This window comes from Undibacterium sp. JH2W (genome assembly GCF_049340425.1).
Classification (GTDB): domain Bacteria; phylum Pseudomonadota; class Gammaproteobacteria; order Burkholderiales; family Burkholderiaceae_D; genus Undibacterium.
Genome location: NZ_JBMPOT010000002.1, coordinates 146,999 through 173,021, shown reverse-complemented (window position 1 = coordinate 173,021; position 26,023 = coordinate 146,999). Strand labels below are relative to the sequence as shown.

Below are 26,023 nucleotides of genomic sequence, written 5' to 3'. Positions count from 1 at the left end.
AAAACATGGCAAAATAGCCAACTCACCAACAACACTTACCAAGGAGACCATGATGATAGGCTACATTACTCTAGGCACAAATGATATCGGACGTGCCGCTGCTTTTTACGATGCCTTGCTCGCTGATGTTGGTGCCCGGCGCCAGATAGATCTGGAAGATTTTATTACCTGGGGAGCCAGCCCGAAGCATCCCGCTCTGAGTATAGTCAAACCATATAATGGCGAAGCGGCCACTCCAGGCAATGGCAACATGGTCGCCCTCGTGATGAAAACCAGAGAGCAAGTTCAGGCGGTACATAAAAAAGCACTTGAACTAGGCGGCAAGGATGAAGGTGCGCCAGGCCCAAGAGGTGACAGCGGTTTTTACGCCGCTTATTTCCGCGACCTGGATGGCCATAAACTCAATGCATTCTGCATGGGTGGCTAAAGCCTCAGTTGGCTTCAATCCTTTTCAGCCTCCAGCGTAGCAGCGACAGCGCCCAGGATGCGCTGGGAAAAATCTTCATCTTCTGCCACTCGCGCCAGCACGACTGCTCCCACCATGCTGGCCAAAGCCAGCATGGCCTTATCCTCTCTTTTTTCTTTCGTCTCGCCAGGCAGCAAGTCCGACAGTACAGCCATCAAATCATGTGCGCCTTTATCGGCAGCTTTGCGCACGGTCTTGTTTTGTCTGGCCATGTCTGAACCCAGTGCCGCCAGGGCACAACCCCTGCCCGGCTTGTCCCTGTGGGCGGGAGACAGATAATCATTGGCGATGCGTGACAAGGCGGTATCCGGGGATTCTGCCTGCCATTTCTTCCAGCGCTCTGCCGAACGTCCCAGGCTCAGTGCACAGGTTTGCGCAATCAGATCTTCTTTGGAAGAAAAATTTCCATAAAAGCCACCATGGGTCAGGCCTGCCCCCTTCATCAGATCGACCACGCTGACACCGTCATAGCCACGCTCCCGAAATAGCTGTGAAGCTACATCCAGGATACGCTGGCGATTTTCATTTGCCTGCTCTCGACTGACTTTCATGACGCTACTCCTTAACAAATTCTCTTGACATCATAGATTATAAACGTAATATATACAATCATGATGACCATCATTTAAAGTAAAATACCCCCCATTAACGGAAAACCAATATGGATACCAAGAGCAATCTTCTGAACAAATACCCTGCCATCTGGCTGGTATTGCTGGGCACTGCAGGCACTTTTGCCCTGACCATGGGGACCAGGCAAAGCATGGGGCTGTTTCTCAGTCCCATGAATACCTCCACTGGTCTAGGGGTAGGCAATATCAGCCTGGCTTTCGCCTTTGGGCAATTGTGGTGGGGCCTGACACAGCCATTCGCTGGCGCTTTTGCCGATAAAATGGGTGCTGGGCGCGTCTTGTGCATCGGTATCGTGCTGGTAGCATTAGGCACTTTCATCACGCCGCTGATGACGACTACGGCGGGCCTGATCTTTGCCATAGGCATGCTGGCGGCAGGTGGTGCAGGCATGGCCGGGCCTGCAGTGTTGATGGCGACTGTCACCCGCATGATCCCGGCAGAAAAACGTGGCATTGCCACTGGCATTGTGAATGCAGGTGGTTCATTTGGCCAATTTTTAATGGCGCCAATCGCCATCGCGCTCATGGGTTGGTATGGCTGGAATAATGCGATGCAGATCATGGGCATACTGGTTTTGCTGGCCCTGCCCGCTGCCTATCTATTGCGCGGTAAACCCGCGCAAACCGCCAGTGCAGGACAAGCACCTGTCAGCACTTCCAAAGCGATCGCCATTGCCCTGAAAAATCCCAGTTACCTAATGCTGGCAGCTGGCTTTTTTGTCTGCGGCTTCCATGTGGCTTTCCTCGCCACCCATTTGCCTGGCGTAATAAGTCTATGCGGCTTGCCTGCAGAATTTGGCGGCTGGGCGCTGGCCATGCTGGGCTTGTTCAACATCATAGGCAGCATTTCCATGGGTTGGGCAGTTGGCAAATGGCGCATGAAATCGCTGCTGTCCTTGCTATATGCGACACGTGCCATCGCTATCATCCTGTTTTTGCTGGCACCTAAAACTGGCACGGTTGTGCTGATGTTTGCCGCGGTCATGGGGCTGACTTTTCTGTCTACAGTACCGCCGACTGCTGGCCTGGTTGCCAAGTTGTTTGGCCCGGCAAATATGGCCAGCCTGTTTGGCATCGTCATGCTGACACACCAAATCGGCGGCTTCCTGGGTGTCTGGCTGGGTGGCAAGGTGCTGGAAGCAAATGGCAATTTCAATTTGCTCTGGTATATCGATATCACGCTGGCAGTGGGCGCAGCCCTGATACATTTACCTATACAGGAAAAACAATTGCAACTGCAGGTGGCCTGAGCCGCACTACAATCGACAAGAAAGCAGGCTTTATTTAGTGGCTGAATAAACCTGCTTGCCTGCCACCCAGGTTTGCAAGACCTTGATCTTGTATATATCGGTGGCGGGCATGTTCAGCATATCCTGGTCTATGAGGATAAAGTCCGCCCACTTACCTGCCTCCAGCGTACCCAGGGTATTTTCCTGATGTGCGGCATAGGCTGCATCAAGGGTAAAGCAGCGCAAGGCTTCTTGCACCATCATGGCTTGATTGGCATACCAGCCTTGTGCTGGCTTGCCTGCCATGTCCTGACGGGTAACGGCTGCATGGATGCCCCAGAATGGATTAGGGGATTCTATAGGGAAGTCAGAACCACAAGCGATGCGTGAACCCTGCTTAAGGAAACTGCGCCAGGCATAAGCCCCCTTGATACGTTCTGCTCCCACCCTGTCCTCAGCCATATTCATATCTGACGTCGCATGAGTGGGCTGCATGGAGGGCAAGATGCCCAGTTGTTTGAAGCGCGGGATATCATCTAGTGCCACGACTTGCGCATGCTCTATGCGGTGGCGCGAGCTGGCAGACGCAGGCAAGCGGGCAAAGCCATCGAGTATCTGACGGTTGCCAGCATCACCGATCGCGTGCACATTGACCTGATAGCCTTTGCTGGCGGCTTTTTCTATCATGGCGTACATTTCATCAGCAGTCTTAAATAGCAGCCCATGAGTATGAGGCGCATCTGAATACGGCGCCATCAATGCCGCGCCACGGCTGCCTAGCGCTCCATCGGCAAACAGTTTGACTGCACGCAGAGAATAAAAATCATGCCCATACGTCAGTAAAGGGCCTTGCTGTGAAACCTGATCAAAAAATTCATCGGTGCCGCGCACCATGCCGTAGACGCGTGTCGTCAATTTGCCCTGGTCCGCATATTCGCGGAATAATTTGTCGGCAGATTCTGAAACACCGGCATCATGCACGCTCGTGACGCCAACCTTGGCCAACTCCAGCAAGGCCAGGTCCAGGGCAGCTCTTTGCTCGGCATTCGATGCTGGAGGCACCACCTTGTCGACCAGACGCATGGCAGCATCAACGAGGATGCCGGTAGGCTTGCCCTGGGCATCTTTTTCTATCTTGCCACCAGCAGGGTCAGGTGTATTTTCTGTAATACTTGCCAGTTGCAGGGCTTTGGTATTGGCCCAACCAGCGTGACCATCTACCCGTGACAACCAGACCGGACGGTCTTTGACTACTGCATCAATCTCTTGAGCATTGGGAAAACGACCCAGCTTCCAGTTAGCCTGGTTCCACTCACCACCGACGATCCACTGATTTGAAGGAAAGCGACTTGCATAGTCAGCAATCGCTTTTTGCGCATCCGCAAGATTGGCCGTAGCGCGCAAACCCAATTGCATCTGACTTGCCCCCAAACTGAACACATGACCGTGTGCATCTATCATGCCTGGCAACAAGGTTTTACCGCCGCCATCAATATGCCTGGCTTTGGGTAAGCTGGCTGCCAGATCAGCAGACTTGCCAGTAGCTACGACCTTGCCAGCATCATCAAAAGCCAAGGCTTGAAACTGCTGCAATTTCGCCCCACTCAATGTATAACCACGGACATTATCGATAATCGTTTCGGCAGCAGCCATGCCTGCACTCAAGCTCATAAGTGCCACCATCAAAGGCTTCAATGTACTGTACATAAATCAAATCCAGGAGATAGGGAAAGGAGAGCATATTGTATTTCAATATGCATTGATAATTTAGATATAGCAAAGAACAACGCCAGTCTGCTTTCATTCTTGTCATATGACAAAGCAGCATATTCTTGCCACAATAAAAATACAGACTTAGATGCTATTACATGACATTAAAATGGTTTTAATGAAAATTAAATGCACTTACCATCACTTCCCTCAAAGGAAAAGTAAAATCCAAAGGGATATCCATGTAACAGATGTAAAACTTGTCATTTAATTGACATTTATCTTGACGCTGCAAACGACACTTGCGTACACTCTCACGATCCTGCAATCCACGTCGACTATGGTCGATTAGACAATTCATTGCCTATGAAACGATTCCGACTAAGCCCCCCAAGCATATTGACCGCCGCTCTATTAGCTGGCCTGGCTCCACAAATATGTCTTGCAGATGCTCCCCCCCCAGTTTTTTCCCTCGTATCCGCACCAGAAACCACTAATACGGCACAAGCTGCCAGCCAACCTGCCAATCTGGAATTACCAACTGATGTCGCCAATCTAGACTACACCGGCAAAACTACAGATTTGTGGGAAAGAGTACGTGCAGGCTATGCCATTCCTGACCTGGAAAATCAGTTGGTCAGCAATCAATTGGCCTGGTATAGCACTCGCACCGAATATATTTTGCGCACGGTACAGCGTGGCTCCCGCTATCTCTACCATGTGGTGGAGGAACTGGAGAAGCGCGGCATGCCAACCGAACTGGCCCTGCTGCCATTCATAGAATCAGCCTTTAATCCGCAAGCCATTTCCACCGCCAAAGCAACTGGCATGTGGCAATTCATGGCGGCAACGGGTCGCGACTTCAACCTCAAGCAAACCATGTTCAAGGATGACAGGCGTGGGGTAATTGATTCTACCGATGCTGCCTTGAACTATCTGGAAAAACTGTATGGCATGTTTGGTGACTGGCAACTGGCCCTGGCGGCCTACAACTGGGGCGAAGGCTCAGTCCAGCGCGCCATCAAGAAACAACAGGCACTAGGCTTGCCAATAGACTTCCAGAGTCTGTCCGTGCACATGCCAAATGAAACAAAAAATTACCTGCCCAAGTTGCAGGCCGTTAAAAATATCATAGGTCACCCTGAGCAATTTAACCTGGCCCTACCCAAGCTGGACAATCAGCCCTACTTTGTGACCGTAGAAAAGACCCGCGATATCGATGTGCGGGTTGCGGCGCAACTGGCGGAACTTTCCATAGACGAATTCAAGGCATTGAACCCACAATTCAGCCGCCCTGTCATTACTGGCAACAGCAGCACCAAGATCTTGCTACCCACTGATAATGCCGCTTTATACAAAGCCAACCTGAACAAATGGCAAGGTCCTTTGTCCAGCTGGTCCGCCCATACCGTGCAAAAAACTGAGCGCATAGAATCACTGGCCAGTAAATTGGGCTTGAAGCCTGAGCTTGTGCGTGAAGTGAATCTGATCCCGGCAAAAATGATGATCAAGGCTGGCTCCACCTTACTGGTACCCAAGTCTGACAAAACACCCGATCATGATATTTCTCTGGAAATCGCCGAAAAAGCACAACTGGTCATAGAAAAAACCTCTACCCGCCAAGTCAGTTATAAGGTTAGCAAACACGATAACCTGGCTGGCATTGCCAAACGCTTCCGCGTCAGTGTTGCAGAATTAAAAACCTGGAACCATCTAAAGCGTGAAAACCTTGCTCATGGCCAGACCTTGCATATACAAACGCCAGTTGTCACGCAGGTAAATCAAACAAATATACTGGCAAGTGCAGGTAGTCGCCATGCTGCACAGACACCTAAAATTGCCCACCGCTCAGTTGCACCTGCCCGCCATGGCAAGACTCTGCTGGCCAACCTGAAGGCCGGCAAAAAGAAACATAGCTGATCAAGCCCAGATAGTGCCGCCCGGTCTCGGGCTTACCTAGACCGAGCCAGCTTGTTAGCTTCCATGCAAAACAAAGCCCTCATATGCAAATGCGAGGGCTTTGAACTCTGACATAGTCCTCATACAAAACACCCACAGGCCGATGCAGCTAGCAAGAATAATGAGCTGCAACTGACTCCGCCTGCAAACAGATCTTGCCACCCCTACCGTATTTTGATAACGACCTTACCTTTTGCACGCCCACTTTCGACATAAGCCATAGCCTCATTACTTGCTTCAAACGGAAAAACCTTGTCTATCACAGGACGGATTGCTCCGGCATCGATGAGAGACGCAATCTCGCGCAATTGCCTGCCGTGCGCTCTCATGAACAGGAAAGTGTAGCTGATATTGCGATGCGTGGATTTCCTCCTGACGCCAAAGCTCAGCAGGCGCATGATCAGTCTCACGAACCACGGAGCACCAATTTCTTCCCCAAATGCTGTGTCCGGCGGCCCGGAAATTGAAATGAGTTTTCCACCAGGCTTTAGTATTTGCAGTGATCTTTCCAGTGTCTTTGTATCTTGACTATTTAATACTACATCGTAATCCTGCAGGATTTTTTCAAAATTATCTTTCTTGTAATCGATAGCAACATCTGCACCCAAACTCTTCACCAAATCAATATTTGCAGTACTGGTTGTGGTGGCGACGTATGCACCCAGATGCTTCGCCAATTGAATTGCAAATGTTCCCACGCCACCGGAGCCAGCCTGGATGAATACCTTTTGCCCTTGCTTCAAATTTGCTTTCTCAACCAGTGCTTGCCATGCAGTTAAACCTACCAACGGGATAGAGGCAGCCTCTTCCATACTCAGTGATGTCGGTTTCATCGCCAACGAGTCTTCCTTAATGGCGATGAATTCTGCAAAAGCACCGATCCTGAAGTCATCTGGCCCGGCATAGACTTCATCGCCCAACTTGAACTGCCGTACTTTGGAGCCTATTTTGACGACGATTCCGGCCACATCATGGCCTAGGATGAGTGGCAAGCGGTAAGGCAGTATGAGTTTAAATTCACCATCCCGTATCTTGGCATCCAACAGATTGACGGCAGCGGCATGAATCTGAACCAGGACCTCATCCTCCCTTATCTCCGGAACTGGCATTTGGCCAATTCGCAGCGCACTCTTTTTTTGGTAGCGATCAACAATAAAAGCTTTCATCATGAATATGACTCCAATCTGTTTAAAATAATTTATGGCAAAATCCGGCCTTCAGTTGTTGATACGGATTGCTTTGCATACCATCTCTGGCCTGCCTAGTGCCCCCCCCCCTGAACAAGAGCCAAGGCACAAGAATCACGCCTAAGCTTCGAGCCGCAGATCTTTACGAATCCCAGCATCCATCAGACCAGCCGGTGCAAATGTGCGTAACAAGCGCAAGCGATTCGCCAGACTGCCTGCGGTGTAACGCAATTTGGGGTGCCGCACGCTGGCAGCCTTCAGCACCGTCTCAGCGACGACCTCGGGCCCTTCAGCTGTCTCCATTACTTCTTTGATCCTCCTATTCACTATGGCACGAATTTCGCGATACTCTTCCATCTTGGTGTCTGGCTCCAACATGTTCGCGTCGAATGCTGTCTTGGTGTATGCAGGCTCAATTACAGTGACGCGAATACCTCTTGTGCGCAGTTCATGGTCCAGGGATTCGGAATAAGCTTCGACTGCATGCTTGGTCGCAGCGTACAAAGCCCCGTAAGGCATGGGCAAAAAGCCCAATACGGAGCCGATGTTGATGATGCGGCCCGCCCCCTGACGTCGCATATGCGGCACAACTGCCTGCGTTACCCGCAAGAGTCCGAAAAAATTCGTATCAAAAATCGCCTGAGCCTGCTCTATGGAAACCTCTTCTGCCCCGGCAGGCGCGATACCTATCCCGGCATTATTGACAAGCAGGTCTATACGACCACTCAAACGTATCACCTCGTCGATTGCCGCTACTACAGATTCACCGCTGGTCACGTCCAGTGACAGCATGTCGCAGGATCGTTCCCCCGTTGCAGCTCCTCGCCTGCTAGTTCCGTAGACCTTATAACCAGCTTTCACCAGGCTCCTGGCAGTAGCTTCGCCTATGCCTTGTGAGGCACCTGTCACCAACGCAATTTTTTTACTCATCATGCTCTCCAATCTATATAAATTATGTATTTAGTGGCATTAAGGCTTAAATTTCACATCACAATATGATGCTCATCATATTTTAAAGCCAAAGAAACCAGCATAAACTGCCAAACATTTACCTCAATCAGCTATCCGCTGGGATGAGTTTTTCCCGCGCCGCATCGAGAAAACTTGCAGATAACTTGGGGTCGTCAACAGCCCGTGCCAGCAGCATGCTACCAACCAAGGTTGCGACCATCACCAATGCCTGCTCATGCGTCCCCGGCTGCCCCCAGTTTGGCAATTGACGCGCAACGACGTCTATCATCTCCTTGATACGGCGGGTAGCTGCACGCCGCACCTCCGGTGCCTGCCGGGGCATCTCCGAACCCAGTGCACTCACTGGGCAACCAGTCTCTATGCTTTCGAAATGTTCCTTCGACAAATACGCCTTTACCAATGCTTGCAATGCCTGCTCTGGCGGCACCGCAGCAGCAATGCTGGCAGAAGCAGCCACCGCTTCCGCACCTGCTCTATCCGCAGCCTCAGCCAGCAATGCTTCGCGTGAGGCAAAGTGACTGTAGAAGCCGCCGTGCGTCAAGCCGGCCTCCTTCATGAGGTCAGCGACACCAGTGCCATCATAGCCACTACGTCGTATTGCACGCGCAGCAACTTCAACGATACGTTCGTGCGTAATTTCCTTGCGACTAAGGTTCTTTTGCCTAGATGATTTATTTTCCATGACGGTCATCATATACCATTTCTGAATAAACCGCTGGGTAACTCATTAAAATATCCAGATCCCAATTTATTAGGATTTACGCAAAATCGCCTTGGCAAGGCGTGGTGACGAAGACAGTACTTTAGTACGGTCAGGAGCTGCAACGCAGCTGGAGCGGGTTTACATAGCATGTATTCATTGAAAGTGCGACGCCTGCTCAATTTGGGCTGCTTGGCGTGGATGGCTTGCAGCAAAGGAGAATACCGACTGGCTGGTGATATTACACGTATCACTCTTGCAAAGAAAAAGTTTGCCAGTTCCTCAAAAAAAAGGTTCCAGCATATGCTGGAACCTTTTTTATTTGCTATGTTGCAGGATTATCAGAAGCTATAACCCACTGCTAGACCATATGCTACAGGACGGAAATCTATCGTCGTTTTACGTTCAATGCTGCCCGTCGTCGCTGTCATGTCAGATTTGACTTTGGCAGCAGCTACGGAAGCAATTACCGACCAGCGATCATTAATGTGGTAATTGATACCGACCTGCCCTGCCAGACCGATGGAATCCTTCAAATCAATCTTGGTTGGTCCGCCAGAAGCAATATTACCGTTAGCCGTAGATTTTGCATCGAAGAACTGGGTGTAGTTCAAACCAAGTCCGACGAAAGGACGCCAGGCATTAGTAGCTTCACCAAAATTATAATTAATGAAAAATGTAGGTGCACGTTGTTTGACCTTGGAAATAACACCGTAAGGTGCCAAATTGCCACGGCCAACCACTTCATGCTCAGGTGGGATACCCGCGACCAAATCGAAATCGAAATGATCGTTGAGACGACGCGTATAACCAAAGACAACAGTTGTTGCATTATTGACGATCAGGCCGGCTGGCTGCGGCGTCAGGAATGTCGGACCATTACTGGTGAAGTCAGGAGATTCTGAATGCACTTGCACATTCAAAACACCTGCATGAATAGTATTGTCGTAGGCGTGAGCCGAGAAACAAGCCAGGCCAAACAAGGCACTGACGGCGAAATGAATTTTTTTCATGATGGCGTCCTCTCTTATTTAGCCAAGACTTGCTGGAAGAAGGCGCGTGCCGCTGCATTGCAGAACGGTGGAACCAGGGTGCCGTGATACAGGCTTGCTACCGCTGTAGCCGGGTCTTGCTTGGCCGCAATCGCTGCATTAATAGCTGCTGCCTTACTTTGAGCAAAGCCAACTTTTGCTACAGCAAATGGATCTGCTGCGCTGGTCGGTGCGCTATCTACGTCCAATACTGCCAAGGCTGCTGCTGGCAAACCTTTCGCCAGGAAGAAGCCTGCCGTTGCCTGCGTGCTGGCGAAGAACACAGTAGGATCATTGCCACCACCACACAACAACACAGGTACATTAGGGACATAGTTACGCAAGTCATTCTTCACACCAGCCTTACGGAAAGGATTGGCAGGCGTACAGCTCAAAGGATCTGCGGGATTGACGTTGCAAGGATTTTTCTGTGCATCAGCCAGGTAAGTATTGCGGTAGCTGGTCTTAACCAGGTTACCGTCACCAAAGAATATGCCAAATGCTGGTGAAGATGGACCAGGCAAAGAATCCTTGGCAAACATTGCATAAGCAGGCAACTTGCCGGTAGTGAACAGATCATTGAAAGTCAGTGCACCTGGCAACAATGTTTCTATACCACTAGCGTATTTGTCTTCAAAAACTTCGTTCGGGCTGGAGTACAGGCCGCCGTAAGATTTTTGCCAGCTAGTGGTAATCAGCGGGATAAATACAGTACCGCCCGCATTTGGGCTACCAGCAAAAGTAGCGTCACCCAACAAGGACATGGCGTAAGGACCGGACATGCCAGCCAAAGCGCTCACCTTGAATTCGGAAGCATAAGTCGTTTGCATGGCGCGCTGTGTTGCCATCGCTACGTGACCACCCTGGGAATAACCACCAATAACCAGCTTGCCAGAATCTTGCGCACCGATAGTCGCAAAAGCCTTGCGTGCAGCACGCAGGGAATCGACCATATCATTGGCTTGTTGCTCAGCATTCAGGTATGGATGATAAGTCAGTGCAGAAGTATCGTAACCAGCATAGTTAGGTGCAACGACGATGAAACCCTGTGCGGCATACATTGCTGCCAGCAAGGTGGCTTCCGCATTGTCGCGCAGGTTGGCCATGTTGAAGGATTTTTCCACTGTCGTGCCGTGGGCATACAGGATCACCGGGCGTGGGCCACTACAGGCAGGATCGCTGCCGGACGGAACCATGATGGCACCAGTCGCATCGGTCGCTTCATTGGCGCCGCCGACTGTGGTGTACTTCATGTAATAAGTAGTGATTTCGCACTTTGGTGCGCCTGTGAGCTGTGTCAGGCCAGGTTTGGCAGCGTCGAGAGAAGCCTTGAATACGGCTGGATCAAGCTTGGTTAATGCCGGGCCATTAGCTTGAGGAATAGGGACCAAGATTGGTGGATTGGCGACCAGAGTGCCGCGGGCAGGTGTGTTGTCGATGACTGGACCAGCACTACCACCGCCACCGCAAGCCGATAAAACGGCAGCAGAAAGCAGCCCCAGCGCTACATGAATTTGACGCATTGTTGTCTCCTGTTAAGTATTTTTTTCAAGTAATTAAAAGCCTGGCAACCATCAATAAAATGGAACGAGCGTTCTAAAACTCAATATTAGTATGTCATTTGCGCAATTTACTGAATAGCAAAAACTATTCATCTAGAGTAAACACTCTTAAAAAAACTGCTTAAACTTGCCCTTGGGAAGATTCATGCGGGGCAAATACAACACTCTTAAAAAATTGGAGAAAGGGCGAAGTAAACCGCCGCTATTTCCGGGCGGCAAGTATACCTTTTTCTATATCAAAACGAGAAATCAAATATGTAACATTATATGTTTATTTTGCAGTATCTCCTCCGGTTACAACAGCCGCAGACATAGTTACGGCTGCTGTTTCGTGGTGCGTAAAATAAGCTTTCGCCTTTTTACCCAGATTATCCAGATAAGTATAGGCAATCGGCACAACCAGCAGTGTCAGCAAAGTGGAAGTAATGATACCGCCTATGACTGCCCTGCCCATGGGTGCCTGGGTTTCTGCACCATCACTGATGCCCATGGCCATAGGCAGCATACCGAATATCATGGCCAACGTCGTCATCAGAATGGGACGTAAGCGCACCTGACCAGCGGCCAGCACTGCATCAAACTGGCTCATACCCTGCTTTTGCGCCTGGTTGATAAAGTCCACCAGCAAAATCGCATTCTTGGTCACCAGCCCCATGAGCATGATGAAACCGATGATGGAGAAAATATTCAAGGTACTGCCAGTAATCAACAAAGCCAGCAAGACCCCTATCAATGAAAATGGCAGCGCCGTCATGATCGCCAGCGGCTGCAGGAAACTGCCGAATTGCGATGCCAGTATCAGGTAAATAAAGATCACCGCTATTCCTAGCGCAGCTACAGCTGCACTGAAAGACTCTTGCATTTCCCTGGTCTGGCCGCCGATATCAAAGCGGTAGCCCGGAGGTAACTCGATAGTTTTGACCAGTTTTTGCACTTCCGCACCGACGTCACCAGCAGGCCTGCCTTCTACGTTGGCATAAATCGCTGCGCGGCGCTGCAAGTCCTGACGCTTGATAACGCGTGGACTGGTGCTGGGAATAAACTGCACGACCTGGCGCAAGGGTATCATCATAGGTTTGCCGTTGGCATCCACCCTGCTGCTGGCCAGCGATAAGTCAGCCAGGTCAGAAATTTTTTGCCTGCCTGATTTTGGTAGTTGCACATTGATTTCATAATTCTGCCCATCAGGTGCCAGCCACTGACCTATATTGTCGCCAGCAACAAAGGGGCGCAAAGCCGCACCTATCTGCTGCACAGACAGACCCAGGTCATTTGCCAGTTCATTATTCACCTTGACCAATACGGTAGGGTTGGCACCAGTCAGGCTGCTCTCCAGATCGGTGATGCCCTTGATAACAGCCATTTTCTTCATGACACTATCAATCACATCCTGCAGTTTGTCGGCGTCCGGCCCCAGGATCGCCACATAAATTGGCTTATCAAAACCCACTGCCATTTCTATACCAGGGATGCTCTTCAAGCGCTCACGGATTTGCATTTCTATTTGCTTTTGTGATTTGCGGTGAGAAATGCGTTTTTCACTCAGCTTCATATTGATTTGCGCAGTATTCCTTTCATTTTCAACGCCGACTGAAGTATTGATAGTCTCGATATCCGGCATGGCCTTGAGCACGGCCTCCACCTGATGCGTCTTATCGTCGGTATATTGCAGGCTGGAACCTACCGGGGTTTTCAGGTTGATGGTGATTTGCCCTTCATCAGCTTCTGGTACGAATTCCGTGCCTATCATGGGCAGCAGAAAAAAACTGCCGACGAACAAGGAAAGTGCCAGTAGCAAGGTGGTTTTGCGCTTGCGCAAAACCAGTTGCAATAATTTTCCATACACCATGTGCAGCTTGTCTATGCCATGTTCTATGCCATCCATGAAACGGGCCAGCCATGGTAAACGCTTGAAGCGATTTTCCTCCGGGTCTCGCCATACCGACGACAACATGGGGTCTAGCGTAAAACTGACAAACAGTGAGACCAGCACAGCAACGGTCACCGTGATCCCAAACTGGAAAAAGAATTTACCTATCATGCCCTTCATGAAAGCCACAGGCACAAATACGGCAACGATGGCAAACGTCGTGGCCATGACTGCCAGGCCAATTTCATTGGTGCCATCTTCTGCCGCCTGCTTATGTCCCTTGCCCATGCCCAGATGACGCACGATGTTTTCCCGCACGACGATGGCATCGTCGATCAGCAAGCCTATGCACAGAGACAGTGCCATCATGGTTAAAAAGTTCAGGGTAAAACCAAAGGCTTTCAGGGCGATGAAGGTAGCGATGACCGAGATAGGCAAAGTCAAGCCAGTAATAATGGTGCTGCGCCAGGAATGCAGGAACAGGAAGACAATCAATACTGTCAGGCCTGCGCCTTCGAGTATGGTTTCTTTCACGCCATCAAGTGAGTGTTTGACAAAATCAGCATTGTTTTCGCTGACTGTCATTTGCACATCCTTGGGCAAGCGGGTCTTCAAGTCCGCTATCGCCTCTATGATACCGTCGCCTACCTTGACGATATTGGCATCCTGTATCCTGGTCACTGCCAGGGCAATTGACCTTTGCCCATTCACACGCGAGATGGAAAATTCTTCCTTTTCGCCGTCCAGGACTTCAGCTACCTGTTCCAGATAGACAGGCGCATCTGCACGACGGGCGACGATAATTTTATTAAAACCGCGAGTATCAACTATCTTGGCTTCCAGCCTGACCAATTGATCTTGAGATCCACGTGTGATCAAACCTGCCGGCATGTTTTGATTGGTGCTTTGTATTGCAGCCAGGACTTCATTGACACCAATATGATTTGCCGCCATGCGGTCAGGCAAGAGCTGGACCTGGACTTGTCGCACGACTGCACCACGTACATCCACTCGCCCTACACCGGGCACGCTCTGCAATTTCTTGACGATGATCTGGTCTGTCAAATTCGACAAATCACGCAGGCTGCGTTCGCCCGAGCTCACTGCCATTTGCACGATGGGGCGGCCATTGCCATCCCCACCCCGGATAATAAAGGGGTCCTTGACATCTCTGGGGAAGCTGGGGCGTATCTGGGCGATCTTGTCGCGCACTTCTTGCAAGACCTTGTCGCCATTGACGGACAACTGGAATTCTATCCAGATGCCAGCACGGCCTTCATACGAACTGGCCATGATGCGTTTGACGCCACTGATGGTATTGACGACGTTTTCGACCGGTTTGGTGATGTCATTTTCAACGATCTCTGGTGAAGCACCGGGATAAAGTACTTCCATCCAGACACCGGGCGACTCCATATCGGGCATGTTTTCCAGGCCCAGGCCTTTATAGGAAAAAATACCCAGCACCATCAGGCCTACCATGACCATGGTGGCGAACACCGGGTTTTGTATACTGACTTTGGTCATCCACATGGCTTAACCCTTGCTCAACGCATTAAGCTGGGGCAATTTGACCTTGCTACCAGCCTTGACACCATCCAGACGCGAGGAAATCAGCACTGCCCCAGTCGCCAGCCCCTGCACTACTTGCACCCTGCCTTCATCTTCACTGCGCAGGCCCAATTTTACGGCTTGCACCTTGACTTTATTATCAACAATTTCATAAACAACATCAGCACCATTAAGCTGTTTGACGGCAGTCAGCGGGACGGTGGTCACCGCTGCTGTTTTTTCCAATACCAGATTTCCTTTGGCAAACATGCCACCTCGTAACGCCGCATCGGCATTGTCGACAGCGATATACACCATCATGGAACGCGAACCTGCTTCAGTCGCGGGATTAATGCGCGCCACCTTGCCCTGGAATTCACGGCCACCATAACCATCGACTTGAAATAATACTTTTTGCCCGGCTTTGACTCGTGGAATTTCGCTGGCAGGAACTTGCGCTTCCAAGGTCAGGCGACTCAGGTTGACGATGTTATACAAGGCTGTATCTGGCGACACTTTTTCACCCGGCTGCACATGGCGCTTGCTGATGACGCCATCCAGCGGTGAACGCACCAGTGTATCCGCCAGAGCCAGTTGTGCTACTTGTTTTTGTGACAGCGCAGACTTCAGGCTGGCTTGCGCCAACTCAAGGCCATTGTGCGTAGTGTCATAAGCATTTTGTGAAATATAGTTTTGCTTGAGCAAAGTCTCGTTGGACACGCGATTTTTTTGCGCCAGTGCCAGCCTGGCCTGCGCCTCGTCCACCGCGGCTTCCTGGGTAGTCAGCCTTGCGTGTAAATCAGCCGCCGTAAAGCGCGCAATCACTTGCCCTTTTTGCACGGCAACGCCTTCTTGCAAAGGTGCTTCCACCACTTCTGCCACGACTTTGGCACGTACCGTGACCTGGCTTTCCGGCATCAGCGAGCCTGAGATCGGCAATTGTGATGACAATTCCTTCAACTCTGCAGTCGCAATGTCTGCCCTTGCCAGTTCAAACACCAGTTCTTTATCTGCTCCCTGCTTTTCTGTGGTACTGGCCTGGGCCGCCATCTTGCTGGAATAAGCCAGCCAGAGCGCAGCAGAAATTGCCACGGCTACCATAGTCAAGACAGGCGTACGCCATTGAATTTGTCCTTGAGCATTGCGAAAATGAAATTTACTTTGCATGATGAATATAGTCCGGTGAGATTCTGCTTCATATCCGCACTGCCGCCTGGCAGGCCAGATTTTGTTTTTAGTTTGACTGGACCCCAGGTGATTAGTTCATCAAAACGCATTTTGCAAAAAAAAGGCCCGCATTCGCGGGCCTGACTATATAGATATTTACATTTATCGGACTCAGACGGTTGGAGCCCGCTCCTGCAACTTGCCGGCACTCATCCAGGCATCAAATGACAGTTTGCCGGGACCAAAACTGACCAGCACCAGCAATAATATACCCCAGTACAAATGGGAATTGACGGCAGCCGGGCACTCCAGTTCAAACAACTGTGGATAGGAAACAACCGCCATCAGATTGACTGCAAACAAAGCCAGGGCCGCTGGGCGGGAGAAAATCCCCAATGCCAGCAAAACCGGTAAAATTAATTCGCCCCCTGCTCCCATCCAGGCAGCCAGCTCTGGTGGGATGACAGGTACCATGTATTCTTCGCGGAATAATGAGAGGGTTGATTGCCAATCAGCGATTTTTACCAGGCCAGCTTTAAAAAACTGCCAGCCCACAAATAACCTGAGAGCCAGGCTCAGGGCTGAACCGCCCCAAATGCTCAGTTTGTCATCAAAACGCGTGCTCAGGTTATGAAAGTATTGCAGGGTGTTATACATCGTCATTCTCCAGTTAATCTCCTGCATCTTAGTCAGCCAGGCCAGAGTTTCCTTACAGCTTTTTATGGAAATTTAAGCTGGATGAATATATTTGATAAATAAGTCTGCCGCAAACCAGGATTGCAAATGCGTATTGATAGCAAATTCTGCATCCACATCCAGTGCCGCCTCCAACGCCTCGCCCAAGCTGCGTCCCTCGAGCAGAGCAGACAAAGCCAGCCAGGCTGGCTGATCTAAGACTTGCAGCTCTACAGACCAATCCTTTCTATAGATAAGCCCATGGCTGATTTTTTGTATGTTTTCTGGCAACTCCAGTCCAGAATCTGCTTGATGAGCCAGCCAGATACCCACGGTATCCCATTCTGAACGGTACAGGCTGACAGCAGGATGCAATTCTAATTGCACTACTTGCAAATCCCGCCCGTCAGCAGCAATGGCGTGCAATAGCTCCGCCAGGCTAAGCACATCTGCATCAGCCGCATAGTAAGCGTTATGTATTTGCCATTCCAGTGCAGCGATGTCAGGAAAATAAGGGTAGTCGGCTGCGTCAGGTATGCCCTTCAGGAACTCTGGGAGTTTTGCACCAAACTGATTCAGATCCCCGGACAGGGATGGGCAAGCACGGCCAAAAGCACGTGCCAGCTGCTCAAAGTACGCCGCCCCCACCAATTGATATAAAACAGGAAAGGCATTCTTCAAGGCCGATGTCCAGATAGCCGTCAAGTTACCTCGATACAGGGCCAGCCGGTCTTGCTGATAAGGATGAGGATAAAATAAGCTCGCAGCATCCTGTGCGCTGGAGGGTTCCAGCAAAGCCGATGAAAAATGCTTCTGGATATCAGTCAGGTTCAATGCATTCATCAGGCCAGCACCATTTCCGGCCTGTTCCAGCTTGCCATGATTTCCCTGGCTGTATGCGCTTCACCCAGCAATACCGGCAAATCAGGAATCGCCGTATCCCACTCTATCAATACAGGAATACCAGGAGGCAGCATGCCGCCAGCTTGTCTAAATAAATCCCAAACCGCATCAGCTACCTGGCTACCATGATCATCCACCAGACAAATATCTGTTTGCAGATGGCCAGCCAGGTGAATTTCACCTATAGAGCCAGCAGGCAAGGCTGCCATGATCTGCAGTGCTTGCATGGCATCTTCACCGTGATTGTGTTGATTGACATAGAGATTATTGATGTCGAGCAAAATGCCGCAACCAGTACGCTTGGCCAAGGCAGCAAGGAATTCTGCTTCTGACATGTCATCCTGGACAAAGCGCAGATAAGTCGAGACATTTTCTATCAAGACCTGTCGCCGCAAGCGGGTTTGCAAATCGTCGACACGCTGGCAAACCAGCTCAAGGGCGCTGTGCATCAAAGGCAGAGGCAGCAGATCATTCAAATGCCTGCCCGCAATTGCTCCCCAACACAAATGCTCGGACACCAGGGCAGGCTCAGTTCTTTCTATCAGACGCTGGAGTCGGCTTACATGCGTATCAGAAAATCCCTGTGCCGAACCCAGGCCCATGCCTACACCATGCAAGCTTAGAGCATAATCCCGGCGCAGTGTTTGCAAGACATGCAAATCATAGCCACCGTCACCAAAATAATTTTCTGCATGAGCCTCCAGCCAGTCAGCTGGCGCGGTAGCAAGCATGGTCGTAGGCGCATGCAGAAAATCACGATAGTGCTGAGTGCGCAAACCCACGCCCACCCCTTGCAGGGTGGGCGTGGGTTTGCAGTTCAAGCGAGCCGCTTCAGTCAAAATACATCAACCAAGATAAGCGAACCCGTCAAGATAGCCAATGCTCAGAAAATACTCAGGACTTAGGGGCTTCCAGCTTGCCACCCATTTTTTCGCAAGAGCCAGCTGGGACTTTTTTCCATTCAGATGGGTCATTGTCTTTCTTGGATTGGCCAGCGCAAGAATGAGAACCGGACTTGGTGGCGCAGTCATTCTGACCTGCTTTGGAAATACCAAAGCATTTTTCTGTCTTGACTGGCTCAGCTGCCATTGCCATGCTGGAACCCAACAAACCTGCCAGTGCGACTGCTACCATTGCTTTGTTACTCATGTTCATCTCCTGTTAAGTGCGAAACATCCCACATGGGAAAATTAAAACTACTGCCTATAAGTCGGCGCAGATAAAGCAAACTTACATCATTTCTAAAAAAATTTCAGTTACGCTATCCACACAATCATATACGCACGACATTTTCAATTGGATTCAAGCTTCAATCAGATTATCCTACTAGTTTATGATATTTTTTCAAGCCTAAAGTTTCCATATGCTCAACTTCACGCAAGAATTACGACAAAGTATTCAAGATTTATCTGAAGAGCGACTCAATATCACACAATTTTGTCGCATATGGCGCAATAAGCCTGAATTATTGTCAGCCCTGCCACCGCAATTTAGCGTGGTCATGGAGGACTTGTTGAGTAGACTTGAATCTGGCAGCTTGTTCACTGAAGAGAGTTGCTCTTTTAGCCAGGCCGATTTGCTCAGTCAATTGGGAATGTGGCTGGACAAAGCCAGTACGCGCCTGACACCGGGAGAAATAGTGTAAGCTGCGTGCCTTTTATTGTGCAGGTCAGAGGAATTTATATGCAAAAATTGAGTTTTAGCCTGGATGGCGAATATGTAGAACTGAACCAGTTATTGAAACTGGTAGGACTATGCGAAAGTGGCGGCGCTGGCAAGGCTATCGTTGCCAGCGGCGATGTCAGCGTTGATGGCGAGCAGGAATTGCGCAAAACTGCAAAAATCCGTGCGGGCCAGGTCGTCAGCCTCGGCGATATAGAGATCAGGGTTCAGGCAGGCTGAACTTGAGCAGTATCTACAAGTTTTTCTGGATTGCTGGCCATGAAACGCGCCAGCATATTGTCCATAGTGTCAACATGATGTTCGAACCACAATGGCAATTCTTCTGCAAGGCGGTTAGCCAGGTCCAGCTCCCCTAACTCCACCCTGCGCCTTACCTCTTGCATGACTTCCAGCACAGCCTCATGCTCCTGCCTATGACAGCCTGCGGGCGGGAATGCAGTTTCAGCCATCCATTGATTCTCTTGCTCGAAATGGGCAATGGAATGCACGATCAAAGCATCCAGCCTGGCCACGAAGGTGGCAGGATTGTCTTCTGACAATGCGGCACAGAGTTCGACAAACTCCTTATGGGTATCATCCATAGGTTCATAGCTGAGACTGAGGCGCTCAGACCAGCCCCAAGAATTTTGTTCCATGCTTAGTCCTGAAATTATGAAATAGAGAAATCGCGAGATTATCGCTGATCGCCAAATAACTTGCTTGCGTTATATCAGTGGACATTGTCGACAATAAAAAAGCGCGCCATGAGCGCGCTTCCTGAAATTTGTTTAAATCTCTTTCTGGCAATACAGGCATCAGGCCGTAGTATTGATATTCCTACCCAAATTGGGTGGCAGATTGGCAACAGATTTATTATCGGGTATAGCTTCTATCAGTGCAGTGGCACTTTCAGCCGAGACATCAATGGCTTTCTTCAATACCGCAATACTCACTGCCTGGCTAGTACCGACATCAGCCAATGTTGTTGCTACGTTTGCAATACCGGTTACATCCATGACATTTCTCCTTATCCGTCTACTGTAGATAACGGTCGCTTTAGAGAAGTCTTTAGAGGATTTTCAGATTTTTTTTAAAATTTCGTTTTGCATCGCAATATTTATCCACTCTAGCACCCGTTTCGGCTGATTTAAATCCAGCCACAATAAGCCAGGACGTAAATCCTCTGGAGCTGGCGCATCGGAGGCCACCAGCAAAACATGCTGATCTTCCAAATATATCGCCGGCTTACCCAGCGAGGGTCGAAAAACTTCAATTTTGGGAAATGCTTCCCATTTATAACCCTCTACCAAGGTCAGATCAGCAGGTGCCAGACGCAGTAGCAACTCATCCAGCGATGGTTCGGCTTGCTGACGCAACTCATGCGCAATGACATAACGATAAGGCGATGCCAGCAAGACCTCTTGTGCACCAGCAAGGCGCAGGCGTGAGCTGTCTTTTTGTGGAGGTTCAATAATGACGTCATGATGACTATGTTTGACGACATTGATCTTACGGCCAGCAGTTATTAACTCACCAACAAGATACTCAAGCAAACTGGTTTTACCACTACCAGACCATCCTATAACCCCTAATATTTGTCCAGCCATCGTCACAATATTTCTTTCCCGCATAAAACGATTATATACATATAACTTATGAATCTTAGCCTGCTGCAAGCCTCGTCATTCCTTAGTCATATTTGAATGTAACAATTATGACATTGCAATATTTAACAGGTAATCAGTATGCACCCCCTCGTCAGATTCTGGTCTTTTTGCTTAGCCCTGCTTTTCAGCATTTTTTCATTAAATGCGCAGGCACAAGGCAACACCATCATTATTGGCCAGGCTATAGACTTGTCCGGACCGAATGGTAGCATTGGCCGCGACTATGTAGCAGGTATCACAACTTACTTTGACAGCATCAATGTGAATGGTGGCGTGGGTGGCAAACGCATTAAATACCTGGTGCGCGACGATCAGGGTAATCCAGCTATCTCAGCACAGGCTGTCAGTGACTTACTGGAAAAAGACAAGGCAGAATACCTGCTGGGCGGCATAGGTGCAGCAACTACAGATGCCGTGCTGGCAAATGCAAAATTCTCGCAAAGCGGCCTGACTTTGTTCGCTCCCCTGGTGGCTTCAGTCAAGACCTATGGCTCCCGTGTACTGTTCTGGCGCCCTAGCCCGGAACAGGAAATGCAATATATTTTCTCTTATTTTGACAAGCTGGGCATCAAGAGTGTAGGCATAGCCTACCAGGAAAATGGCTTGAATCAGGATATGTATAATTATGTGGTTGCTGAATTACGCAAGCGCAATATGCTGATGAGTGGCCTGGTACGCATAGGTGCCTCTGCCGCTGATCTTGAGAGAGAATCTGCCATACTGGCGAAATCCAATCCCGGTATCGTGATTGCCATTGCAGATACCCTGGGCACGGGTGTATTTCTAAAGGAATTCAGGAAGCAGGCGCCCCGCACCTTTGTTGCTGGCATGTCGCTCATCAACCTGGATACCCTGGCCGAAGTAGCAGGCCCCAAGGCTCTGGAATGGACAGTATTTTCCCAGGTTGTACCCAATCCCCTGAGCAAGAAATCACTGATACAAATAGATCATAGCAATATGATGAAAAAGTTCAGGGACGAAGACCTCTCAGCACTGACTTTTGAAGGCTTCATGGTTGCCAAGACTTTGGTCAAGGCAATACAGGCAAGTAAGCCTGGGCGAGATGCCCTGCAAGCACTGAGCGCGCAAAAAAACATTATTGACCTGGGTGGTGTCACCCTTACCCCATCGGACTCGACGCACCGCATGTCCAACTATGTCGATATGGCCCTCTTCAGGAAAGGTGGAGGTTTGCTTTTTTAAATATGCTCACATAACATTAATGCAATCATATCTAAAACAATATATGTAACGGAAATTAAATAAGGTTTTTTTGACATTCTTCCTGTTTTGCATTAAAGTGTTGCACTGCAATATAAGAATTTCACATTTGTTTATTTGACAGATATAGAAATCGCCATTGCGCTATTTAAAATTACAGGTACAAAAATGTTCACAAAAAAAATTATCGCTGCCACATTGGCTATCTCTGGTCTGTTTATTGGCACGACTGCAAACGCACAAGCTTACGCCGGCGCGACAGTTGGTCAAGCTCGTTACAATGTTGATTGCGCTGGCACAACTAACTGCAAAACTAACGACACATCCTTCTCAATTTTGGGTGGTTACAACCTGAATGCTAACTGGGGTGTAGAAGCAAGTTACAACGACCTGGGCAAAATCAGAGCCAATGTTTCCGGCGTAGCTGCAGAAATCAAAGCAACAAGCTTTGACTTGGCTGGTGTATATCGCGCACAGCTGAACAACAACTGGGGTGTATTCACAAAGTTGGGTCTGGCTTACTCCAAAGGTGAAGCAACTGTTTCCTACAGTGGCTTTAGCGCCTCCGTATCCAAAAATGCAACTAAAGTTGTTGCTGGTGTAGGTGCAACTTATGCATTCACGCCTAACTTCGCTGGCCGTGCTGAAATCACTAGCCGCCGCGTTGACCTGATTGGCGGTGACGCAAATGTTACCAACTTCAACATTGGCGTACAAGCATCGTTCTAATATTGAAGCAGTATTGAGTTGATTGACCTACCCAGGTCAAGTAAAAGCTCCTGACTGAATAAAAAAACCTCTCTTGCTGTAGCAAGCGAGGTTTTTTTTAAAAGCAAAATTACATAACCAACCCGCAGGTGAGGCTTAACCGCTATTGCGCAAACCTGCAGCAATACCATTAATGGACAAATGTATACCACGACGCACACGCTCGTCTTCATCGCCATTACGGTAACGTTCCAGCAATTCCACCTGTACGTGATTCAGAGGTGACAGATAAGGGAAGCGGTTGCGTATCGAGCGCGCCAGCAGTGGATTCGCCGCCAGCAGCTCATCCTGTCCAGATATTGCCTTTAGTATGTCTATAGTCGCCTCATGTTCAGCCTGTATGCGCGGGAAGATGCGATTGCGCAAAGACTCATCCTTGACCAGTTGTGCATAACGGCTGGCGATGCCTATATCGCTCTTGGCCAGCACCATTTCCATATTCGATAACACAGTGCTGAAGAAAGACCATTCCTGGAACATCGCTTGCAAGGTCTGCAAGCCCTTATCAGGATGCGCCTTCAGGTAGACTTGCACGGCCGAGCCAAAACCAAACCAGCCCGGCAACATCAAACGACATTGCGACCAGCTGAATACCCAGGGTATGGCGCGCAAGTCTTCTATCGCTGTCGATTTTTTTCGCGATGCCGGGCGACTGCCTATGTTCAAACCAGCGATCTCGGATATGACTGTCGACTCCCAGAAATACTGCTCAAAGCCCTCGGTCTCATAGACCAGATTGCGGTAAGCCTTGAATGCGTGATCTGACAATTCTTCCATCACCGACAAAAATTCAGGGCGCGGCGCTGGTTCAGTATGCGCGAGCAAACTGGCTTCCATAGTGGCCGCTGCCAGCACTTCAAGATTGCGCCGCCCTACTTCAGGATTACCGTATTTTGCAGTAATTACTTCACCCTGCTCGGTCAGACGAATTTGTCCCTGCACAGCACCGGCAGGTTGCGCCAGAATAGCCTGATAGCTCGGACCACCGCCGCGACCTACGGAACCACCCCGACCATGAAACAAACGCAGGCGCACCTGGTGTTTGGCAAATACGTCTATCAGATCAAGCTCGGCCTTATACAGCTCCCAGCCTGAAGTCAAAAAGCCACCATCCTTATTACTGTCAGAGTAACCGAGCATGACTTCCTGCGCATTGCTGCGGCTGGTCAGCAAACGAGCATAAGCTGATATACCAAACAATCTGTCCATGACAGGCGCGCTGTTTTGCAAATCGCCTATGGTTTCAAACAATGGGATGATATTCACATCAACACGGCCTTCAGCCGGATGCAGCAGGCCGGATTCTTTCAAGAGCAAGGCCAGCTCCAGCATGTCGGACACGCCATCAGTCTTGGAGATGATGCAATTAGGCACCGCGCCCTTGCCATAGCGCTTTTGCGCCGTGCAGGCAGCACGGTAGATTGCCAGCTCAGACCGGGTTTCTTCTGAATAGCTCAGGTAAGGCGAAGCCAGTGGACGGGCTGAACTGATCTCTTTGATCAGGACTTCTATGCGCTGATCTTCATTCAAGTCCAGGTACTTCAATTCAGGATTGGCCGCTTGTAGCAATTCATGCACGACACGTTCATGCACGTCTGAATTCTGGCGCAAATCCACAGGTGCCAGATAAAAACCAAATACCTTGACTGCACGGCGCAAATGACGCAAACGTCCACGGGTGATTGCGGCAGAACCATGGTCATACAGTGAGTGATGCACTACATCCAGATCAGCAGCCAGTTCTTCTGCAGTCGCATAAGGCTCAGCAATGCCACTAGGATGTATGACTGGCTCCAGGTCCAGCAATTGTTTGTAGGTGGCAGACAAGCGCGCATACACACCGCTAATGGCCAGGCGATAAGGTTCGTCAGAGCGATGCGGCGAATGATCGGGTGAACGTTGCGCCAGGGCCAGCAAGTCGTCAGAGACTTTCACCAACAAATTCGCCATCGATAATTGCGAACCCAGGGTATGCAATTCATCAAGATAGAATTTAAAGGCGCGCGTGGCCTGCATGGCCAGGGTTTTTTCCAGCACGGTGGCCGTGACGAAAGGATTGCCATCACGGTCACCTCCTATCCAGCTGCCCATTTTCATGAAGCTCGGCAGTTCATGCTGGGCCAGCGCTGCATCCTTGCTTGCCAACAAATCTTCCAGGCCGGCATACAAATGCGGCAACTCGCGCAGGAAGGTGTAGTCGTAAAAACTCAGACCATTTTCCACTTCATCGAGCACTGATAATTTGGAAGTGCGCAGCATGCGGGTCTGCCACAGTGTCAGCACGGCACGACCCAAAGCCTCTTCATTGGCGGCCGATTCTTCCGGCGTCAATTGCATGCGGTCGCGCTCATCGAGCAGGCGGGTAATCACCATCTGGCAATTCAAAATACTCTTGCGCTGCACTTCTGTAGGGTGTGCGGTCAATACCGGGAACACTTGCGCAGTTTCAAAAAAATCCAGCAACTGCTGACTGCTGTGACCGGTGTTATACAGCGCTTCTATAGTGTGTGCCAGGCTGCCCTGGCGCGGTGCAGAACCGGCAATCAGATGAGCGCGCGTGCGGCGTATATGATGCTGGTCTTCTGCCAAATTCACCAAATGTGAAAAATAACTGAAGGCGCGTATAACTTGGGTAGTCTGGTCATTGGTCAGAGTATCAAGCGTGGTTTCCAGTTCGGCGCGCGCAGCCTCATCGGCATCACGGCGAAAGCGTATGGAATTCTGGCGCACCTGTTCGATGAGATCGAATACTTCATCGCCATGCTGGTTTCTTACCGTATCGCCTAATATGCGGCCCAGCCTGCGTATATCTTCACGCAGGCTCTGGTCTTTGTCGTCGCTGATATCGTTCATTTTTAATTGCGGGTGTAGGTGGGCATTCATGCTGACAAATTCTACGGTAAGGATAAAAACAGATCGATGAAAATTCTTGTGCGTCTGAAGTGGCAATATATTTGCGGCAGCCAGGGCGCGGCTCTACAGAGTAAGCAACTGCCTTGACAGCATGCTTACATCGTCATATAAATTTAATATATCAAATACACTGAGGCTTGGTTGCAACAGTATTACAACATCAGCCTGCCTGAATATT

24 protein-coding genes are annotated in these 26,023 nt (G+C 49.9%); 7 read left to right on the top strand and 17 right to left on the bottom strand.

Features of this window, described 5'->3' with window-relative positions:
* Positions 1-52: 52 nt before the first annotated feature.
* A complete protein-coding gene (locus ACO0LC_RS03075; RefSeq protein WP_423000517.1) occupies positions 53-427 on the top strand; it encodes a VOC family protein in 375 nt (124 codons plus the stop codon).
* A 14-nt stretch (positions 428-441) separates the two neighbouring features.
* Here ACO0LC_RS03075 and ACO0LC_RS03070 read toward each other — a convergent pair whose 3' ends face one another.
* Positions 442-1,017: a TetR/AcrR family transcriptional regulator gene (locus ACO0LC_RS03070; RefSeq protein WP_423000515.1), complete on the bottom strand. Its 576-nt coding sequence runs from the start codon at positions 1,015-1,017 to the stop codon at positions 442-444.
* A gap of 110 nt (positions 1,018-1,127) precedes the next feature.
* On the opposite strand from ACO0LC_RS03070, the gene ACO0LC_RS03065 reads away from it, so the two are divergent.
* Entirely contained in the window at positions 1,128-2,348 is a 1,221-nt protein-coding gene (locus tag ACO0LC_RS03065) for an MFS transporter (protein ID WP_423000513.1), read from the top strand.
* A 30-nt stretch (positions 2,349-2,378) separates the two neighbouring features.
* Here ACO0LC_RS03065 and ACO0LC_RS03060 read toward each other — a convergent pair whose 3' ends face one another.
* Positions 2,379-4,034: an amidohydrolase gene (locus tag ACO0LC_RS03060; protein WP_423000511.1), complete on the bottom strand. Its 1,656-nt coding sequence runs from the start codon at positions 4,032-4,034 to the stop codon at positions 2,379-2,381.
* A gap of 369 nt (positions 4,035-4,403) precedes the next feature.
* On the opposite strand from ACO0LC_RS03060, the gene ACO0LC_RS03055 reads away from it, so the two are divergent.
* A complete protein-coding gene (locus ACO0LC_RS03055; protein WP_423000509.1) occupies positions 4,404-5,957 on the top strand; it encodes a transglycosylase SLT domain-containing protein in 1,554 nt (517 codons plus the stop codon).
* 203 nt (positions 5,958-6,160) lie between these two features.
* Here ACO0LC_RS03055 and ACO0LC_RS03050 read toward each other — a convergent pair whose 3' ends face one another.
* The 11 genes from ACO0LC_RS03050 to ACO0LC_RS03000 all read right to left on the bottom strand — a co-directional run bounded on the left by ACO0LC_RS03050 (position 6,161) and on the right by ACO0LC_RS03000 (position 18,763).
* Positions 6,161-7,162: an NADP-dependent oxidoreductase gene (locus tag ACO0LC_RS03050; protein WP_423001029.1), complete on the bottom strand. Its 1,002-nt coding sequence runs from the start codon at positions 7,160-7,162 to the stop codon at positions 6,161-6,163.
* A 141-nt stretch (positions 7,163-7,303) separates the two neighbouring features.
* The gene (locus ACO0LC_RS03045) at positions 7,304-8,113 is read right to left on the bottom strand and encodes an oxidoreductase (RefSeq protein WP_423000507.1); all 810 of its coding nucleotides are present in this window, start codon (positions 8,111-8,113) and stop codon (positions 7,304-7,306) included.
* 127 nt (positions 8,114-8,240) lie between these two features.
* On the bottom strand, positions 8,241-8,849 hold the full coding sequence (locus ACO0LC_RS03040; RefSeq protein WP_423000505.1) for a TetR/AcrR family transcriptional regulator: 609 nt from the start codon (positions 8,847-8,849) through the stop codon (positions 8,241-8,243).
* Positions 8,850-9,196: 347 nt separating this feature from the next.
* Entirely contained in the window at positions 9,197-9,868 is a 672-nt protein-coding gene (locus ACO0LC_RS03035; RefSeq protein ID WP_423000503.1) for an OmpW/AlkL family protein, read from the bottom strand.
* A 14-nt stretch (positions 9,869-9,882) separates the two neighbouring features.
* Positions 9,883-11,409, bottom strand: a complete 1,527-nt coding sequence (locus ACO0LC_RS03030; RefSeq protein ID WP_423000501.1) for an alpha/beta hydrolase — start codon at positions 11,407-11,409, stop codon at positions 9,883-9,885.
* Positions 11,410-11,719: 310 nt separating this feature from the next.
* Positions 11,720-14,851, bottom strand: a complete 3,132-nt coding sequence (locus tag ACO0LC_RS03025) for an efflux RND transporter permease subunit (RefSeq protein ID WP_423000499.1) — start codon at positions 14,849-14,851, stop codon at positions 11,720-11,722.
* Positions 14,852-14,854: 3 nt separating this feature from the next.
* Entirely contained in the window at positions 14,855-16,036 is a 1,182-nt protein-coding gene (locus ACO0LC_RS03020) for an efflux RND transporter periplasmic adaptor subunit (RefSeq protein ID WP_423000497.1), read from the bottom strand.
* A gap of 171 nt (positions 16,037-16,207) precedes the next feature.
* Entirely contained in the window at positions 16,208-16,693 is a 486-nt protein-coding gene (locus tag ACO0LC_RS03015; RefSeq protein WP_423000495.1) for a DoxX family protein, read from the bottom strand.
* A gap of 72 nt (positions 16,694-16,765) precedes the next feature.
* Positions 16,766-17,554, bottom strand: a complete 789-nt coding sequence (locus tag ACO0LC_RS03010; protein WP_423000493.1) for a putative DNA-binding domain-containing protein — start codon at positions 17,552-17,554, stop codon at positions 16,766-16,768.
* The gene (locus ACO0LC_RS03005) at positions 17,554-18,435 is read right to left on the bottom strand and encodes a DUF692 domain-containing protein (RefSeq protein ID WP_423000491.1); all 882 of its coding nucleotides are present in this window, start codon (positions 18,433-18,435) and stop codon (positions 17,554-17,556) included. The genes ACO0LC_RS03010 and ACO0LC_RS03005 overlap by 1 nt, the downstream gene beginning before the upstream one ends.
* 73 nt (positions 18,436-18,508) lie before the next feature.
* Complete coding sequence (locus tag ACO0LC_RS03000) at positions 18,509-18,763, bottom strand: DUF2282 domain-containing protein (protein ID WP_423000489.1); 255 nt, start codon at positions 18,761-18,763, stop codon at positions 18,509-18,511.
* A 214-nt stretch (positions 18,764-18,977) separates the two neighbouring features.
* Between ACO0LC_RS03000 and ACO0LC_RS02995 the strand changes: the two genes are divergently transcribed.
* Both ACO0LC_RS02995 and ACO0LC_RS02990 read left to right on the top strand, forming a co-directional pair.
* Positions 18,978-19,259 (top strand): hypothetical protein, encoded by a 282-nt coding sequence (locus ACO0LC_RS02995; RefSeq protein ID WP_423000487.1) that lies wholly within the window; start codon positions 18,978-18,980, stop codon positions 19,257-19,259.
* 38 nt (positions 19,260-19,297) lie between these two features.
* Entirely contained in the window at positions 19,298-19,516 is a 219-nt protein-coding gene (locus ACO0LC_RS02990) for an RNA-binding S4 domain-containing protein (RefSeq protein WP_423000485.1), read from the top strand.
* Here the strand turns inward: ACO0LC_RS02990 and ACO0LC_RS02985 are convergent.
* From ACO0LC_RS02985 to mobB, 3 genes are all read right to left on the bottom strand, one after another.
* Positions 19,504-19,932 (bottom strand): hemerythrin domain-containing protein, encoded by a 429-nt coding sequence (locus tag ACO0LC_RS02985; RefSeq protein ID WP_423000483.1) that lies wholly within the window; start codon positions 19,930-19,932, stop codon positions 19,504-19,506. The genes ACO0LC_RS02990 and ACO0LC_RS02985 overlap by 13 nt on opposite strands.
* A 159-nt stretch (positions 19,933-20,091) precedes the next feature.
* Positions 20,092-20,292 (bottom strand): YjfB family protein, encoded by a 201-nt coding sequence (locus ACO0LC_RS02980; protein WP_110254153.1) that lies wholly within the window; start codon positions 20,290-20,292, stop codon positions 20,092-20,094.
* Between the two features lie 63 nt (positions 20,293-20,355).
* Entirely contained in the window at positions 20,356-20,952 is a 597-nt protein-coding gene (gene mobB / locus ACO0LC_RS02975) for a molybdopterin-guanine dinucleotide biosynthesis protein B (RefSeq protein ID WP_423000480.1), read from the bottom strand.
* 69 nt (positions 20,953-21,021) lie between these two features.
* Between mobB and ACO0LC_RS02970 the strand changes: the two genes are divergently transcribed.
* Entirely contained in the window at positions 21,022-22,146 is a 1,125-nt protein-coding gene (locus ACO0LC_RS02970; protein WP_423000478.1) for an ABC transporter substrate-binding protein, read from the top strand.
* Between the two features lie 135 nt (positions 22,147-22,281).
* Positions 22,282-22,893: a porin family protein gene (locus ACO0LC_RS02965; protein ID WP_423000476.1), complete on the top strand. Its 612-nt coding sequence runs from the start codon at positions 22,282-22,284 to the stop codon at positions 22,891-22,893.
* 135 nt (positions 22,894-23,028) lie between these two features.
* Here the strand turns inward: ACO0LC_RS02965 and ppc are convergent, their stop codons facing one another.
* Positions 23,029-25,815, bottom strand: a complete 2,787-nt coding sequence (gene ppc, locus ACO0LC_RS02960) for a phosphoenolpyruvate carboxylase (protein ID WP_423000474.1) — start codon at positions 25,813-25,815, stop codon at positions 23,029-23,031.
* Positions 25,816-26,023: the final 208 nt, after the last annotated feature.